Consider the following 14,965-nt stretch of genomic DNA (forward strand, 5'->3'; position numbering starts at 1 on the left):
ACCGATGACGCCCAATCTGGACCTCTTTCCTATCGGCAACTGCGCGGTCAGCGCGCTGATCGACCGTCAGGGGCGGTTCGTCTGGGCCTGTGCGCCGCGGGTCGATGGCGATCCCGTCTTCTCGGCCCTGATGGACGGATCGAGCCCCGATCACGGCTTCTGGTCGGTCGAGATCGACGGCATGACGTCGATCGAACAGGCCTATGTCCGCAACACGCCGGTCCTGCGCACGGTGATGACGGCCGAGGACGGGGCGTCGTGCGAGATCATAGACTTCGCCCCGCGCCATCCGAAACATTCGCGCACCTATCGGCCGCTGGCCTTCGCGCGCATCGTGCGGCCGCTGTCGGGCACGCCGCGCATTCGGGTGCGCCTGCGGCCCTCGACCGACTGGGGCGCGCGGCCGGCGCCGCATACCTCCGGGTCCAACCACATCCACTATCAATGCGCCGAGGTGACGTTCCGCCTGACCACCGACTGCCCGGTGTCGCACATTCTGGAGGAGCGGGTGTTCCGGCTGGAACGGCCTCACGCCTTCTTCCTGGGGCCGGACGAGGGCTATGACCAGGACGTGGGCCACGGCGTCCAGGCGGCGCTGGATCGCACCGTCGCCTATTGGCAGGACTGGGTGCGCAAACTCTATCTGCCGCTGGATTATCAGGAGGCGGTGATCCGGGCTGCGATCACGCTGAAACTGTGCGCCTACGAGGAGACGGGGGCCATCGTGGCGGCCATGACGACCTCGGTGCCCGAGTTCAAGGAGAGCGGGCGCAACTGGGACTATCGCTACTGCTGGATCCGCGACGCATACTACACGGTGCGGGCGCTGAACCGTCTGGGCGCGGTGGACATTCTGGAGAACTATCTCGTCTATCTGAGAAATCTGGTCGACGATTCCGCCGGCGGCCACGTCCAGCCCGTTTATGGCGTGGGGCTGGAGCCGGGCATCGGCGAGAGCATCGTCGAGACGGTCCAGGGCTATCGCGGCATGAAGCCGGTGCGGATCGGCAATCAGGCGCACGAGCATCTGCAACATGACGTGTACGGACAGATCGTCCTGCCGCTGGTCCAGGCCTTTTACGACCAGCGTCTGCTGCGCCCCGGCACCATCGCGGACTTCCATGCGCTGGAGAAGGTGGGCGAGCGGGCCTTCGCCATGCACGACCAGACCGACGCCGGCCTGTGGGAGTTTCGCACCATCGCGCGGGTCCACACCTATTCCTCGGTCATGTGCTGGGCGGCGTGCGATCGCTTGGCCAAGGCGGCCGACCATCTGAACCTGCCGGATCGGGCCGAGGTCTGGCGCGAACGGGCGCGCCTCATCCGCGAACGGATCGAGGCCGAGGCCTATCTGCCCGACGAGGGCCGGTTCGCCGCCAGCTATGGCGGGCGAGAGCTGGACGCCTCCCTGTTGCAGATGACCGACCTGGGCTTCCTGGAGGCGCACGATCCGCGCCAGGTCGCCACCTTCGACGCCATCGAGCGCGACCTGAAGAAGGGCAGCCACCTGTTCCGCTACGTCGAGCCGGACGACTTCGGCGAACCGGAGACGGCCTTCAACTTCTGCACCTTCTGGTTCATCGAGGCCCTGCACCAGAACGGCCGGATCGAGGAGGCGCGCGCCATCTTCCAGGAGATGCTGAACCGCCGCACCGCCGCCGGCCTGCTCAGCGAGGACATCTCCATCGAGGACGGCGAACTGTGGGGCAACTACCCCCAGACCTATTCGCTGGTCGGCATCATCAATTGTGCCGTGTTGTTGAGCCGATCCTGGACCGACGTGCGTTGATCTGTCTGGTCCCGGGGCTGGGGCCGCCGAACGAAGTGAAATCATGAGCCGACTTATCGTCGTATCCAATCGGGTGTCCGCCCCGACGGACCCTGCCGCCGGGTCGGCCGGCGGGTTGGCCATGGCCCTGTCCGCCGCCCTGCGCAAATACGACGGCCTTTGGTTCGGCTGGTCGGGCGAGACCGTCGAGCATTGGACCGGCGAGGTGAAGATCGAGGATCGCGCCGGGGTGACCGTGGGTCTGGTCGATCTGGAGGCCCAGGACGTCGACGAATACTACAACGGCTACGCCAACAAGACCCTGTGGCCGCTGTTCCACCACCGCATCGACTTGGCGCAATACGAGCGGTCGTATGGCGAGGGCTACGAGCGGGTGAACCGGCGTTTCGCCGAGGTGCTGGCGCCGCTGATCCAGCCGGACGACATCATCTGGGTTCACGACTATCACATGATCCCGATGGCGCGGGACCTGCGCCGCCTGGGCATCCGCAACCGGATCGGCTTCTTCCTGCATACGCCCTGGCCCGCGCGCCAGCTGCTGGTGACCTTGCCGCATCATCGGCGGCTGGTGGAATCGATGTTCGACTTCGACCTGATCGGCTTCCACACCCGCGAATGGAGCGACCTGTTCACCGACTATGTGGTGTCGGAGGCGCAAGGCGAGTTGTTCGGCCATGGGGGGCTGGAGTGTTTCGGGCGGCGCGTCCAGACCGGCGTCTTCCCCATCGGCATCGACGTGGACGGCTTCCTGGCGGCGCGCAACTCGACCCTGGGGACGCGCACCTACGACCGTATGGCGGCGTCGGCTGCATTCCGATCCATGATCGTGGGGGTGGACCGGCTGGACTATTCCAAGGGGCTGGAAGAGCGGCTGCTGGGCTATGAGCAGTTCCTGCACGACAACGCCTCGATGCGGGGTGAGGTCTTCCTGCTGCAGGTCACGCCCATCTCGCGCGACGACGTGGACAGCTATCAGGACATTCGCGCGCGGCTGGACGCTCTGGCGGGGCGGATCAACGGCGCCTTCGGCGACATGGACTGGCAGCCGATCCGCTATCTGAACCGCACCTATCGCCGCGATCAGCTGGCGGGCATCTACCGCGCGGCGCGGGTCGGGCTGGTGACGCCGTTGCGCGACGGCATGAACCTGGTGGCCAAGGAATATGTCGCGGCCCAGAACCCGGACGATCCCGGCGTGCTGATCCTGTCGCGTTTCGCCGGCGCGGCCGAGCAGATGGGCGAGGCCCTGCTGGTCAATCCTTACAGCCGCGAGGAGCTGTCGGATGCGATTCAGAAGGCGCTGACCATGCCCAAGGCCGAGCGGATCCGCAAATGGCAGGCCCTGATGGAGGTGGTGCGCGCCACCGACGTCGGCATCTGGCGCGACGACTTCGTGCGGGCGCTGCGCTCGGATGAGGCGCCGGCCCAATCGACCCAGTGGGCCGGCGCGGCCTGAGGATCAGCGGATGTCGAAGGCCAGCATCAGGGTGCGCTGGGCCGGGCTGAAGTTGTCGTCCGACAGGATGTAGAGCCGGGTCGCCCTATTGCGGCGCTCTGCGGCGATCCCTTCGAAATTGTCGGTGGTGCCGGGCAGTTTCAACTCGATCAGCACCGGCCCCAGCGTCCCGTCCGCCGCCATGTGGCGCACATGGGCGCGGGCGTCGATCGGGGCGCGATAACGGCGTTGAACCACGAACCAGCCGTCGCCGGACGGGTCGCGGTCGATGCCGGTGATGCGGTATTCGCTGTCGGGGATTGGCGCGGACGGCGGGGGCGTGACGACGGCGCAGCGTGCGGGCATACAGTCCCAGACCCCGCCGGCCTCGCCGCCGACGCGCCAGCCGTTCGGCCCGGCCGCCAGCCCCTCCATCCCGTCGTTCTCGGTGAAGGAGAAGTCGGGCGCGCGCATGGGCGTGGGCCGGTCGGTCAGGGCGTTCAGCGGCCCATAATTCCAGATGCGGTGACGCCGTTCGAAACTGACCAGCAGATCGCCGGACGCCGTCAGGGCCAGACCCTCGGCGTCGCCATCCTGCTTGTCGGAGATCGGCCGGCCGTCCGCCAGGGTCAGCCGCCGCGTGCGGAAACGATCCAGGCCGACCAGCCGGCCGCGCGCGTCCAGCCGGATGTCTGCGCGCACCAGGTCGCCCACGTCCGAAACGGTGACGAAGCCGCCGTCGCCGGTCAGCTTCAGGTCCGACAGACTGTGCAGGGGCGACATCGGCGCCGACAGGATGTTCAGCCCGCCCGCGAAACGCACCCCCTGCGCCAGCTGCGCCCCGCCGGGCAGGCCCAGGCCTACGCTGCGCAACTCCGCCACCGCCGGGGTCCAGCCATCCTCCGACAACGGATAGGGGCGGGGCGCGCCCATCGACGCGGCGCAGGCCGTCAGGGACAGGGCGGCCCACAGGACCGCCAGACGGCGAAACCGGGTCATGCCGCGATTTTTCGCCGCGACCGGCGCGCGGGGGCCGCCGCCCCCTCGTTCTCGAACAGTTCGGCCAGTTTCTCGGTCATGGCGCCGGCCAGCTGCTCCACATCGACGATGGTCAGGGCGCGGCGATACCAGCGGGTCACGTCATGGCCGATGCCGATGGCCAGAAGCTCGACCGGCGAGCGATCCTCGATCTCGGCGATCACCTGACGCAGATGCTTGTCCAGATAGAGCGCCGCATTGGCCGACTGGGTCGAATCGTCGACCGGCGAGCCGTCCGAGATGACCATCAGGATGCGGCGCTGTTCGGTGCGCGCCAACAGCCGCCCGTGCGCCCATTGCAGGGCCTCGCCGTCGATATTCTCCTTCAGCAGGCCCTCGCGCATCATCAGGCCCAGGTTCTTCTTGGCCCGGCGCCAGGGCGCGTCGGCGGCCTTGTAGATGATGTGGCGCAGGTCGTTCAGCCGGCCCGGATTGGCGGGTTTGCCGGCGGTGATCCAGGCCTCGCGGCTCTGGCCGCCCTTCCAGGCGCGGGTGGTGAAGCCCAGGATCTCGACCTTGACCCCGCACCGCTCCAGCGTCCGCGCCAGAATGTCGGCGCAGACCGCCGCCACCATGATCGGCCGCCCGCGCATGGAGCCCGAGTTGTCGAGCAACAGGGTGACCACCGTATCGCGGAACGGGCTCTCGCTTTCGGCCTTGAACGACAGGGGGGCGGTCGGGTCGGTGACGATCCGCGTCAGCCGGGCGGTGTCCAGCATGCCCTCTTCCAGATCGAAGACCCAGGATCGGTTCTGCTGCGCCAGCAGCCGGCGTTGCAGCTTGTTGGCCAGGCGCGAGACGACGCTGGACAGGATGGCCAGCTGGCCGTCCAGCAGGGCGCGCAGCCGGTCCAGCTCGACCGGATCGCACAGGTCGGCGGCGTCGATCACTTCGTCGAAGGCGGTGGTGAAGACGCGGTAGAGGTCGGTCACGCGGCCGTCGTCGGCGGTCTGCTGGCGGTTGGGCTGTTGTCCCTCCTGAAGCTCAGGGCCGTCGTCGGAGCCTTCGCCGTCGGGATCGGCGGGCGCACCTTCGGGGCGGCTCTCGCGTTCTTCTTCCGAGGACTGATCGTCGGCGTCGCCCTCCATGGACTGGGAGCCTTCGCCGCCGTCCTCTTCCTCCTCCTGGTCCTGATCCTCGTCGGATGCGGGGTCCTGGGGATCCGGCTCCTCGTCGCCAGGGTCTTCCGAAGCGTCCTCGCCGCGTCCGTCGCCGGGGTCCAGGTCCAGGGCGCGCAGCACCTCGTGCATCTTGCGGGCGAAGGCCTCCTGATCGCCGGCGGTCCCGGCCAGGGCGTCCAGTCGCGCGCCGGCCTTGGCCTCGATATTGACGCGCACCAGATCCAGCATGGCCCTGGCCCCGTCCGGCGCGGGCCGGCCGGTCAGCCGTTCACGCACCAGAAGGGCCACGGCCTCGGACACCGGCACGCGCTCGGCCTCGCTGATGCGCAGGGCGCCGGTCTTTTCCAGCCGCGTCACCAGGGCAGCCCCCAGATTGTCGCGCACCCCGGCCAGATGTTCCGATCCGAACGCCTCGACCCGCGCCTGTTCGACCGCGTCGAACACCTCGGCCGCCTTGGCGTCGGCGGGTCGCATCCGGCCGTCCAGCGCGGGGTCGTGATTGGCCAGCCGCAGGGCCAGCCGGTCGGCCTGACCGCGCAGGGCCGCGCTTTCGGGCCCGGACGGATCGCGCGGCGGATGGGGCAGGGTCAGCACGCCGTTCGACAGGCGCGGCCCGTCCGATCCGAAGGCCACCTCCAGCTCCGGCTGTTCGGCCAGGGCCCGCGCGGCGTGGCCCAGCGCGCGCTTGAAGGTTTCGGCGGGGGTGTCCGGGGCGGCCATGCCCTTCAGTTAGTCGGTTCGCGCCTGCGATAAAAGCATCGTCAGGCCGGTTTTCGCATCGGCAGCCGCCGACCATAGGTCAGACAGCGCCACACCCATTCGGCCGGCCCCATGGCGAAGCGCGACAGCCACAGCGGCGACCAGATCAGCTGCAGCGTCCACACCCCGATCACGACGACCCACAGCATCGGCCGATCCACCTGGCCCATCAGCCCCAGCCCCCGCCCGCCCCAGAACAGGCTGGTCATCAGGATCGACTGGGCTAGATAGTTGCTCAGCGCCATCCGCCCCGCCGCCGCCAGCGGCCTCAGCGCGCCGGCGCGGCCCGCCTTCCACATCAGGATCAGGACGGAGGCGTAGCCCAGGCCGATCAGCGGATTGAGCAGCCCCTCGACCCCGGCGGTCCACATCATCCGGGCATGGGCCATGTCGTCGAGCCAGGTCAGGCCGCCGACGAACGCCAGGGCCACGGCACCCGCCGCCACAACGCCGCGATACAGGCGGACGGACAACGCTCCGCTCAGAAACCCGGTCTTGAACAGGCCCAGGCCGATCATCATCAGCCCGACGGTCGGGAAGACGAAGACCATCAGGCTGGACAGCTGCAGCTCCACCCAGGCGCTGAAGTTCTGGCGATAGGCGCCGGCCAGCGACCCGGCCGCCTCGGCGATGTCGGTCTTAACCTGGGCGATCTGGGCGGCGGTGGGGGTCAGTTCGGCGGCGACGCGGGCCTGCACGTCGGCCGGCGCGAAATACAGGCTCAGCGGCCCCACGATCTGAACCAGCGAGAACAGCCCGAACAGCACCAGCCCGACCCGGAACAGCACGACCGGCCGCCACGACCGCGCCAGCATCACGAACAGACCCGACCAGGCGTAGAGCAGCAGCACGTCGCCCCACCAGATCGCCAGTCCATGGATCAGGGCGATGACCGTCAGCCAGGCCAGCCGACGCCGAACGCGCCGCCCGCGCTGAACATCCGCCCGCTCGCCCCCGACCAGAAACAGCGAGGCCCCGAACAGCATCGAGAACAGGGAGATGAATTTCTGGTGGAACAGGGCGTCCACGACCCACTGGGCCGCCGCCGACGCCCCCGTATCGGGAAAGGGCCACAGCCCCGGACTGCCATAGGCCGACAGGGTCGCGGCGAACCCGCCCGCATTGACGGCCAATATGCCCAGCACCGCCAGGCCGCGCACCAGATCCAGGGTGGCGATGCGCTCGACGGCGGGCGCCGGGGGCGTGTCTGACTGCGGCATCCTGAAGGCCCCGGATCCTCGATGGGGCCAGAGTTCCGCATCCGGGGCGTCGGCGTCAATCCCCGACGCGCGGTCTAACCCCTGGGCATCAGCCCCAGGCGATCCTTGACGGCCGGCTTGGCTTCGAAGGCGATGAAGGCGGCGCACAGGCCGGCCCACAGGGCGTAGCTGACGCCCACCACCATGGCGATGGGCAGGCCGCCGACGCCGAAGATCAGCAGCGTCGTCTCCGTGGCCCCCAGCGCCTGCATGACGTCGGCGGCTTCGAACCAGCCCATCACGCTCATGCCCAGGGCGACGACGATCTGCACCAGGGCCGCCGCCATGCCGCCGTACAGCATGAAGCGCCAGACCACCCCCAGCCGCGTGCCCGGGCGCTCGTCCCGTCGCCGCTCGTTCAGGATGCGATAAAGCGCCAGCGGAACCGCGATCAGCCCGATCAGCAGCACCACCAGCCGCCAGTCCATGTCGCGCCCCGGCATGACCGCATGCGGCCGCCAGACCAGCAGCGTCAGCCACAGCGGCGGCCAGGCCGCGCCCGCCAGACAGGCCAGAACGGGGTACAGCGGCGCCGGGCGCGCCGCGATGGTCGCCTGACCGGGCAGGTCGGAATAGGTCTCGAACCGGCTCATCGCGTCGGCGCCGGCGTGGGGCCGGAATAGTCGTAGAAGCCGCGCCCGCTCTTCCTGCCCAGCCAGCCCGCCTCGACATATTTCACCAGCAGCGGGCATGGGCGGTATTTGCTGTCGGCCAGGCCGTCGTACAGCACGTTCATGATGGCCAGCACGACGTCCAGCCCCATGAAGTCCGCCAGCTCCAGCGGCCCCATCGGATGGTTGGCCCCAAGGCGCAGCGCCTTGTCGATGGAGGCGACGTTGCCGACCCCTTCGTACAGGGCGAAGATCGCCTCGTTCATCATCGGCACCAGGATGCGGTTGACGATGAAGGCCGGGAAATCCTCGGCGTCCGTGGTGGTCTTGCCCAGGCTCTCGGCGAAGGCGACGGCGGCGGAATGGGTCTCGGCCGATGTGGCGATGCCGCGCACGATCTCGACCAGTTTCATGATCGGCGCCGGCTTCATGAAGTGCAGGCCCACGAACCGGTCCGGCCGGTCCGTGGCCGACGCCAGCCGGGTGATGGAAATGGACGAGGTGTTGGACGCGATCAGCGTCTGCGGCCCCAGGTGCGGCACGACCGCGGCGTAGACGGCCTTCTTGACCGCCTCGTCTTCAAGCGTGGCCTCGATCACCAGATCGGCGTCCGCCACCGCCTCGGCGATCCCGGCCGCCGGCGTGATGCGGGCCAGGGCGGCGTCGGCGGCCGCCTGGTCCATCAGGCCGCGCCCGGCCTGTCGCGCCAGGCTGGCGGCGATCTCGCCCTGAGCCATCGGCAGGCGGTCGGCGACGACGTCGTACAGCCGCACCGAATAGCCTCCCAGCGCGACGGCCTGGGCGATGCCTGCGCCCATCTGTCCGGCGCCCAGAATGGCGACTGTGGAAATCGTGCTCATGAACCGTGGTCGAAAGTGGTCGGGCGGGCACCTTAGGAAGGACGGCGCGCGGCGCAAGAGAGGATCGGCGCCTGCGAGCCAGATTCCCGCCGGCCGTGTCGCCTCAGCCCAACAGCTGGATCAGGGCCGGCGCCGCCGTGCGGTTGAACAGCACGCCCATGAACTGCAGCAGCAGGATCACCACGATGGGCGAGATGTCGATGCCGCCCAGGTTCGGAATGATGCGGTGAAACGGCTCCAGCAGCGGCGCGGTGACCCGATCCAGAAAGGTCCCCACCGAATAGACGAAGCGGTTGCGATAGTTGACGACGTCGAACGCCACCAGCCAGCTCAGTATGGCCTGGGCGATGATGAACCAGATCATCAGACTGATGATGGTGTTGATCAACCAGACGATCGCGTAGCCCATGAACCCTGCCTCTATAGCCGAACGGCGCTTCTAGCGGTTCGCCCCCCGCCCGACAACGGCCGTGTCGCGCCTGCGCCGATTGCGCGCACAACCCCGTTGACACCACGCCCGCGCGCCTTCTATGTCCGCCTCGCCTGTGAAACCCGATCCAGCGCCGGAACGGGGCCGTAGCTCAGTTGGTAGAGCGCGTCGTTCGCAATGACGAGGTCAGGGGTTCGACTCCCCTCGGCTCCACCAGGCTTTCTGTTCTAATCGTGTGATGGCGGCGCGGGCGGCTCAGTTGCCGCGATAGGTGCTGTAGCCGTAGGGGCTGACGACGACCGGCACGTGGTAGTGGACGCTGGGGTCGCGGACCTGGAACACGACGTCGATTTCGGGGAAGAAGGGCTGGGCGCCGGCCTCGCCGTACTGGGACATGTCGAACGTCAGCTTGTAGGTGGCGGCGCGGGTGGTGATCTGATCGCCGAACGAGCGCACGCGGCCGTTTTCGTCCGTGCGCGCGGCGGCCAGTTGTCGCCAGCCGCCGTTCTCATCCTTGATCGCCAGAGTGACCGGCACATCGCGTCCGCCGACGCCGCGCGCCAGGTCCAGAATATGGGTCGAGATGGTTTCGGCCGATGCAGCGCCGGCGGACAGGAACATGGCGGGTGCGGCAGCCAGAGCTGCGATGGCGGAATTGCGCATGGGAAATCCTTGAGGTCAGAGGAATATAGAGGAGGGTTCAGGCGTCCGCGCCGCATCAATGCTGGGTCGGTCTGACCAGATTCAGATCGTATCCCAACGCCCGTGTGCGGTTCATGATGACGTCGCGCGTCGCGTCCGAGGGACGGGCCGAGCGGCTGAGCAGCCACAGATAACGACCGGACGGTTCGCCCACGATGGACCAGGAATAGTCGTCCGCGTGATCCAGAACCCAGTAATCCCCGACGTAGAAGGGGCCGAAGAAGGAGACCTTCAGCTTGGCGTTCTGGCTGCCCGGAACGATCTTGGCCTTGCCTTCGGAAGTCTTCTGCGGACCGGAAACACCCCCTTGTCGACAGGTGTTCAGCACGCCGACCCGTCCGTCTTCACGCACGGCATACTGGGCGGTGACGCCTTCACAGCCGCGTTCGAAGCCGTTTTCGTAACGTCCAACCTCATACCAGAGCCCGGCGTAGCGCTGGAGATCGACGGGTTTGGCCGGTTGCGGAACCGCCGTGTTGCCGACCGGCCCGCGTTGCAGGGTGGCGCAGGCCCCCAGGGCCAGGGCGGCGCCGACGAGCAGGAGAGGAAGAAGGGTTCGGCGAAACGTCATGACGCCGCAAACGGCGATCACGGCTGCGAGTTCCTGACGGCGCTTCACCTCAACGCGATATAGCCCCGTTCGATGATGCGGCGCAGCGCTTCGTAGGCTTCGGCGAGTTCGTCGTAGGCGGTGCGGGCCGAGGTCAGGCGGGCGATCTGGTCGGGGGTGACGGCCGAGCCGGAGTGGGCCAGGCGCAGCGATTCCGCCACCCATTTGGCGCGGGCCGTGGCGGTCATGACCGCCAGCTTCTGCAGGGACGCGGCGTCGACGCCGGTCAGGGCCTGACCGATCACCTCCCTGTTGGCGATGTAGGCGGCGTAGTCGATCTGCTCCAGCTGGCCGCGCAGGCGCCGCTGTTCCTGCGGGTCCGTGTCCTGCGGCTCGAAATGGTCGCTGTGGCGGCGGGTGCTGGACGTCATCTTGGTCGACATGGGCTTGAGCCCTCCCCGGCCTGTCCCGGCGGCCTTCGGGGCCGCGAGAGGGAAGGGTTGCGCCGCATCGGTTAACGCCGCGTTTGCATCGCCGGGCCGCGCGTCCGATATCGCGTGCGCCGACTGCGGCGTGGGAGACGACCATGGACCTGAAACTTCAAGGAAAGCGCGCCCTGATCTGCGGCGGCTCGTCGGGTCTGGGGCGGGCGGTGGCGACGGCCCTGGCGGCCGAGGGCGTCCATGTCGTCCTGCTGTCGCGCGACGGCGCCGCCTTGGCCGAGGCGGCGGAGGCGTTGAACGCCATGGGGCCGGGGCGGGCGGGCTTCGTCACGGCGGACCTGGGCGATCATGCGGGCCTGCTGAAGGCCGTCGACCAGGCCGAGATGCTGCTGGGCGGCTCGGTCGAGATCCTGCTGAACAACACCGGCGGGCCGCCGCCGTCCGGCGTCGCGGGGCTGGAGCCGGCCCTCTGGCGCGACCATTTCGAATCCATGGTGCTGTCGATCTTTCGTCTGACGGATCGGGTGCTGCCGGCCATGCGGGCGGCGAGTTGGGGGCGCATCCTGAACGTCGCCTCCATCACCGTGGTCGAACCATCGGCCGCGCTGGGGGTGTCCAATACATTGAGAGCCTCGGTCGCCGCCTGGGCCAAGACCCTGGCGGGCGAGGTCGGGCCGGACGGCGTGACCGTCAACACCCTGTTGCCGGGCCGGATCGACACGCCGCGTATCGCCCGGCTGGACCAGGCGACGGCCGAACGGACGGGCGTGACGCCCCAGCAGGCGCGTGCGGAGTCCGTCAAATCCATCCCCGTCGGCCGCATCGGCGCGCCCGAGGAGTTCGGCGCGACCGCCGCCTTCCTGGCCAGCCCATTGGCGGCCTATATCACCGGCTCGCTGATCCGGCTGGACGGCGGGGCGATCAGGGCGATCTAGGCAATCGGCGGTTGCGGGTGTAGCCTTTCGGCTCAGGCTGGAGGTTTGCGATGCTGCCCTTGTTGATGCGGATCATCGTCGATGGCGCGGCCATCGCCCATTCCGTGCCGGTGGTCGATCCGGCGATGGTTCGGCCGGCGCCGGTCGTGAACCGGACGGCCGTCGGCTGCGACCCCCTGCTGCTGGAGGCGGGGTCAGGCGCCGGGACGACGGATCGGCCCGGCGCGCTTCTGGACCGCTCGCGCGACGCGGGGCAGGCGCGGCGGTATCTGCTGTTCGATCTGCGCGACTGGAACAACTGCCCCAAGCCGATCAGCTACGACGTGCCGGGCCAGGGCCTGGCGCTGGGGCGCAATCTGCTTCGGCCGGACGCAGCGCCTGCTGCGCCCCGACCCTTCGCGCCGCGCCCGCGCTGATCAATCGGGAACCGCACTGACCGGCGGGCGGCCCGACAGGACGGCTTCCAGATTGGCGATCATCAGCGCGGCCATGGCCTGGCGCGTCTCAACGGTGGCCGAGGCGACGTGGGGCGTCAGGACGCAGCGGTCGCTGTCGATCAGGGCCTGGGGCGCGTTCGGCTCGTCGGCGAAGACGTCCAGGCCCGCGCCGCCCAGCCGGCCCGACGTCAGGGCGGCGACCAGGGCGTCCTGATCCACCACCTCGCCGCGCGCCACATTGATCAGCACCCCGTTTGGGCCAAGCGCCGTAAGCACTTCGGCGGAGACCAGGCCGCGCGTCGATGCGCCGCCGGGTACGATGACGATCAGCACATCGACCTGGGCAGCCAGGTCGACCAGATTCGGCACGTGTCGCCAGGGCGCGTCGGCGACGGGGCGGCGGGTGTGATAGGCGATCTCTCCGGCCAGCGGCGCCAGTCGTTCGGCGATGGCCCGGCCGATGCGGCCCAGGCCCAGCAGCCCGTATTTCAGGCCGGATGCGCGGCGCGACAAGGGCGGCGGCCCCTCGGACGCCCAGCGCCCGGTGCGGACATAGGCGTCCATGACGGGCAGTCGGCGCAGCGTCGCCAGCGTCAGCAGCAGGGCCAGGTCCGCCACATCGTCGTTCAGCACGTCGGGCGTATGGGTGACGACCACGCCGCGCGACCGGGCGTGGGCGACGTCGGTCAGATCATAGCCGACGGCGTGGACGGCGATGATCTTCAGCGCCGGCAGGGCGTCGATCAGTCGGGCGTCCACGGTCGCGGCGCCTGAGGCGGCGACGCCGACGATCCGGCCCGCGACCTCGGGCGCAGGCAGACCGTCCGGGCCCGGACGATGCAGGGTCCAGCCCCGCTCGGGCGCCTGTCGGTTCAGCATGTCGTCGGCCAGGGCGGGCAGGCCGATCACCAGGATGTCGATGCTCATCCGACCCTTCTAGGCGCGGGGGTGGGCGGCCGCATAGGCGTTCAAAAGTCTATCCGCGTCGACGCCGGTGTATTTCTGGGTCGTGGACAGGCTGGCGTGGCCCAGCAGTTCCTGAATCGAGCGCAGGTCGGCGCCGGCGCCCAGCAGATGGGTCGCGAAACTGTGGCGCAGGGCATGGGGCGTGGTGCGCTCGGGCAGGCCCAGCCGACCGCGCAATCGCTGGACCGAGGCCTGGACGTGGCGGGGGCTCAAGGGCCCGCCGCGCCGGGCGCGAAACAGGGCGTCGGCGGGCTGGAGCGGGAAGGGCTGGAGCGCCAGATAGGCGTCCACCGCCTGACGCACGGCGGGCAGGACTGGAACGATCCGCGTCTTGGACCCCTTGCCGACGATCCGCAGCGTCTCGCCCAGCGGCGCATCGGCGCGTGTCAGCGACAGCCCCTCCGATATCCGCAGGCCGCAGCCGTAGAGCAGGGTCAGCACGGCGCGGTCGCGGGCCGCCTCCCACGGTTCGGCGTCGGGATCGGCGTCGGGTTCGGCCAGCAGACCGCGCGCCTGATCTTCCGTGACCGGGCGGGGCAGGCTGGGCTTGGCCTTGGGTCCACGCACCAGGGCCAGCTGCGGCGCCGGCGTGTCCAGTCGCCGGTCGAGGAAGGCGTGGAAGCCGCGAACGGCCGACAGGGTCTGGCTCAGCGAACGGGCGGCCAGCGGGTGATCGCCGCTGCGCCGCTCGGCCATATGGGCGCGGACCTCGGCGGCGGTGATGGTTCCCAGGTCGGCCAGAGACAACGCCTCGCCGCGATGGCGCTCCAGAAAGGCGACATACAGCCGGCCGATGTGGCCATAGGCTTCCAGGGTGCGGGGCGACAGCCGCCGCTCATGCGCCAGATGATCCAGCCAGGCGCGCAGGGCGTCGGGAGCGGTCAGTTCAGGATGGGCCATCGCTCGGCCATCCGCTCCACGACTCGCGCCAGGAAGGCGGCCAGTTCGCAGCCCATATTGGGGGTGAAGCCTTCGGGCTCGGGCGAGCCGAAGGCGCACAGGCAGGGACGCGGCGGGCCGCCGGGCGTCAGGTGCGGAGCCATGCGGACCAGGGCGATGGACTTCACCTCGTCCTCGGCCGCGCCGAAAAAGTTCAGCCCGGTGATCATCGGCCCCAGCCAGGTCAGACCGTGCTCGCCCAGCAGATTGTCGACGTCGCCTTCTTCCAGCGCGCGCCAGCCGAAGGGCACGCCGCCGGGCTTTTCCAGGGCGATGGCGGCGCCCGCCAGGCCGAACCTCCCTTGCGCCGCCCCGTCCAGACGCCGCGCCAGGTCGGAGTGATTGCGCGCCTCCATCAGGTCCAGGGTGGCGACGTGGGTCTGTGTCTGGGCGGCGAAGTTGGCGCGGGCGACCATCTCGACCTCGCGCCGGGCGCCGGCCTCGCGCTCGGCGACGGCCTCCAGACGGGTCAGGGCGGCGGCGCCGAAGTCCACAACATTGCGCCCGTGCGGACGCAGGCCGATCTCTTCCAGCAGGGAGCGGTCGTCCAGAAGGGTCTGGGCATGGGTCTGCAGCCAGCCGCGCACCTCGGGCCAATGCAGACCGTCGCCGATGTGGGGCGTTGCGTCCGTTTCAGACGTTTCGAAAAGGTCCAATGAGCCGCTCAAACAGACCTCTCCGGGACGTGAAA

Annotated in this window: 16 protein-coding genes and 1 tRNA gene; 5 read left to right on the forward strand and 12 right to left on the reverse strand. The window is 69.2% G+C overall.

The window, feature by feature from the left end; all coding sequences use genetic code 11:
* The first annotated feature begins 4 nt into the window (after positions 1-4).
* Both B3Z70_RS03590 and B3Z70_RS03595 read left to right on the forward strand, forming a co-directional pair.
* Positions 5-1,789 (forward strand): glycoside hydrolase family 15 protein, encoded by a 1,785-nt coding sequence (locus B3Z70_RS03590; protein ID WP_292019559.1) that lies wholly within the window; start codon positions 5-7, stop codon positions 1,787-1,789.
* A gap of 43 nt (positions 1,790-1,832) precedes the next feature.
* Entirely contained in the window at positions 1,833-3,245 is a 1,413-nt protein-coding gene (locus tag B3Z70_RS03595) for an alpha,alpha-trehalose-phosphate synthase (UDP-forming) (protein ID WP_292019558.1), read from the forward strand.
* Between the two features lie 3 nt (positions 3,246-3,248).
* On the opposite strand, the gene B3Z70_RS03600 is transcribed toward B3Z70_RS03595, so the two are convergent.
* From B3Z70_RS03600 to B3Z70_RS03625, 6 genes are all read right to left on the reverse strand, one after another.
* Positions 3,249-4,223: an esterase-like activity of phytase family protein gene (locus B3Z70_RS03600; RefSeq protein WP_292019557.1), complete on the reverse strand. Its 975-nt coding sequence runs from the start codon at positions 4,221-4,223 to the stop codon at positions 3,249-3,251.
* Entirely contained in the window at positions 4,220-6,103 is a 1,884-nt protein-coding gene (gene cobT, locus B3Z70_RS03605; RefSeq protein WP_292019556.1) for a cobaltochelatase subunit CobT, read from the reverse strand. Before cobT ends, B3Z70_RS03600 begins: the two co-directional genes overlap by 4 nt.
* 41 nt (positions 6,104-6,144) lie before the next feature.
* Positions 6,145-7,362, reverse strand: coding sequence for a DUF418 domain-containing protein (locus B3Z70_RS03610; RefSeq protein WP_292019555.1), 1,218 nt, complete (start codon positions 7,360-7,362; stop codon positions 6,145-6,147).
* 74 nt (positions 7,363-7,436) lie between these two features.
* On the reverse strand, positions 7,437-7,994 hold the full coding sequence (locus tag B3Z70_RS03615; RefSeq protein WP_292019554.1) for a phthalate transporter: 558 nt from the start codon (positions 7,992-7,994) through the stop codon (positions 7,437-7,439).
* A complete protein-coding gene (locus tag B3Z70_RS03620; protein ID WP_292019552.1) occupies positions 7,991-8,872 on the reverse strand; it encodes a 3-hydroxybutyryl-CoA dehydrogenase in 882 nt (293 codons plus the stop codon). Before B3Z70_RS03620 ends, B3Z70_RS03615 begins: the two co-directional genes overlap by 4 nt.
* 103 nt (positions 8,873-8,975) lie before the next feature.
* Positions 8,976-9,281: a YggT family protein gene (locus B3Z70_RS03625; RefSeq protein WP_292044697.1), complete on the reverse strand. Its 306-nt coding sequence runs from the start codon at positions 9,279-9,281 to the stop codon at positions 8,976-8,978.
* A 161-nt stretch (positions 9,282-9,442) separates the two neighbouring features.
* Here B3Z70_RS03625 and B3Z70_RS03630 point away from each other — a divergent pair.
* Positions 9,443-9,518, forward strand: a tRNA-Ala gene (locus tag B3Z70_RS03630).
* Positions 9,519-9,557: 39 nt separating this feature from the next.
* On the opposite strand, the gene uraH is transcribed toward B3Z70_RS03630, so the two are convergent.
* Genes uraH through B3Z70_RS03645 form a run of 3 tightly spaced genes read right to left on the reverse strand, consistent with a single transcriptional unit; the run spans position 9,558 to position 10,997 of the window.
* A complete protein-coding gene (uraH, locus tag B3Z70_RS03635; protein WP_292019548.1) occupies positions 9,558-9,965 on the reverse strand; it encodes a hydroxyisourate hydrolase in 408 nt (135 codons plus the stop codon).
* Between the two features lie 55 nt (positions 9,966-10,020).
* On the reverse strand, positions 10,021-10,575 hold the full coding sequence (locus tag B3Z70_RS03640; protein ID WP_292019587.1) for a lipocalin family protein: 555 nt from the start codon (positions 10,573-10,575) through the stop codon (positions 10,021-10,023).
* A gap of 44 nt (positions 10,576-10,619) precedes the next feature.
* Complete coding sequence (locus tag B3Z70_RS03645; protein ID WP_292019547.1) at positions 10,620-10,997, reverse strand: hypothetical protein; 378 nt, start codon at positions 10,995-10,997, stop codon at positions 10,620-10,622.
* 143 nt (positions 10,998-11,140) lie between these two features.
* Here B3Z70_RS03645 and B3Z70_RS03650 point away from each other — a divergent pair, with 143 nt between their 5' ends.
* Complete coding sequence (locus tag B3Z70_RS03650) at positions 11,141-11,932, forward strand: SDR family oxidoreductase (RefSeq protein WP_292019544.1); 792 nt, start codon at positions 11,141-11,143, stop codon at positions 11,930-11,932.
* Between the two features lie 50 nt (positions 11,933-11,982).
* Positions 11,983-12,348, forward strand: a complete 366-nt coding sequence (locus B3Z70_RS03655; protein WP_292019542.1) for a hypothetical protein — start codon at positions 11,983-11,985, stop codon at positions 12,346-12,348.
* Here the strand turns inward: B3Z70_RS03655 and B3Z70_RS03660 are convergent, their stop codons facing one another.
* Genes B3Z70_RS03660 through B3Z70_RS03670 form a run of 3 tightly spaced genes read right to left on the reverse strand, consistent with a single transcriptional unit; the run spans position 12,349 to position 14,930 of the window.
* The gene (locus tag B3Z70_RS03660; protein ID WP_292019540.1) at positions 12,349-13,296 is read right to left on the reverse strand and encodes an NAD(P)-dependent oxidoreductase; all 948 of its coding nucleotides are present in this window, start codon (positions 13,294-13,296) and stop codon (positions 12,349-12,351) included.
* Positions 13,297-13,305: 9 nt separating this feature from the next.
* Positions 13,306-14,235, reverse strand: a complete 930-nt coding sequence (locus B3Z70_RS03665; RefSeq protein ID WP_292019537.1) for a tyrosine recombinase XerC — start codon at positions 14,233-14,235, stop codon at positions 13,306-13,308.
* Positions 14,217-14,930: a DUF484 family protein gene (locus B3Z70_RS03670; protein WP_292019535.1), complete on the reverse strand. Its 714-nt coding sequence runs from the start codon at positions 14,928-14,930 to the stop codon at positions 14,217-14,219. The genes B3Z70_RS03665 and B3Z70_RS03670 overlap by 19 nt, the downstream gene beginning before the upstream one ends.
* Between the last annotated feature and the right edge of the window lie 35 nt (positions 14,931-14,965).

Source organism: Brevundimonas sp. UBA6550, from assembly GCF_002434505.1.
Lineage (GTDB): Bacteria > Pseudomonadota > Alphaproteobacteria > Caulobacterales > Caulobacteraceae > Brevundimonas.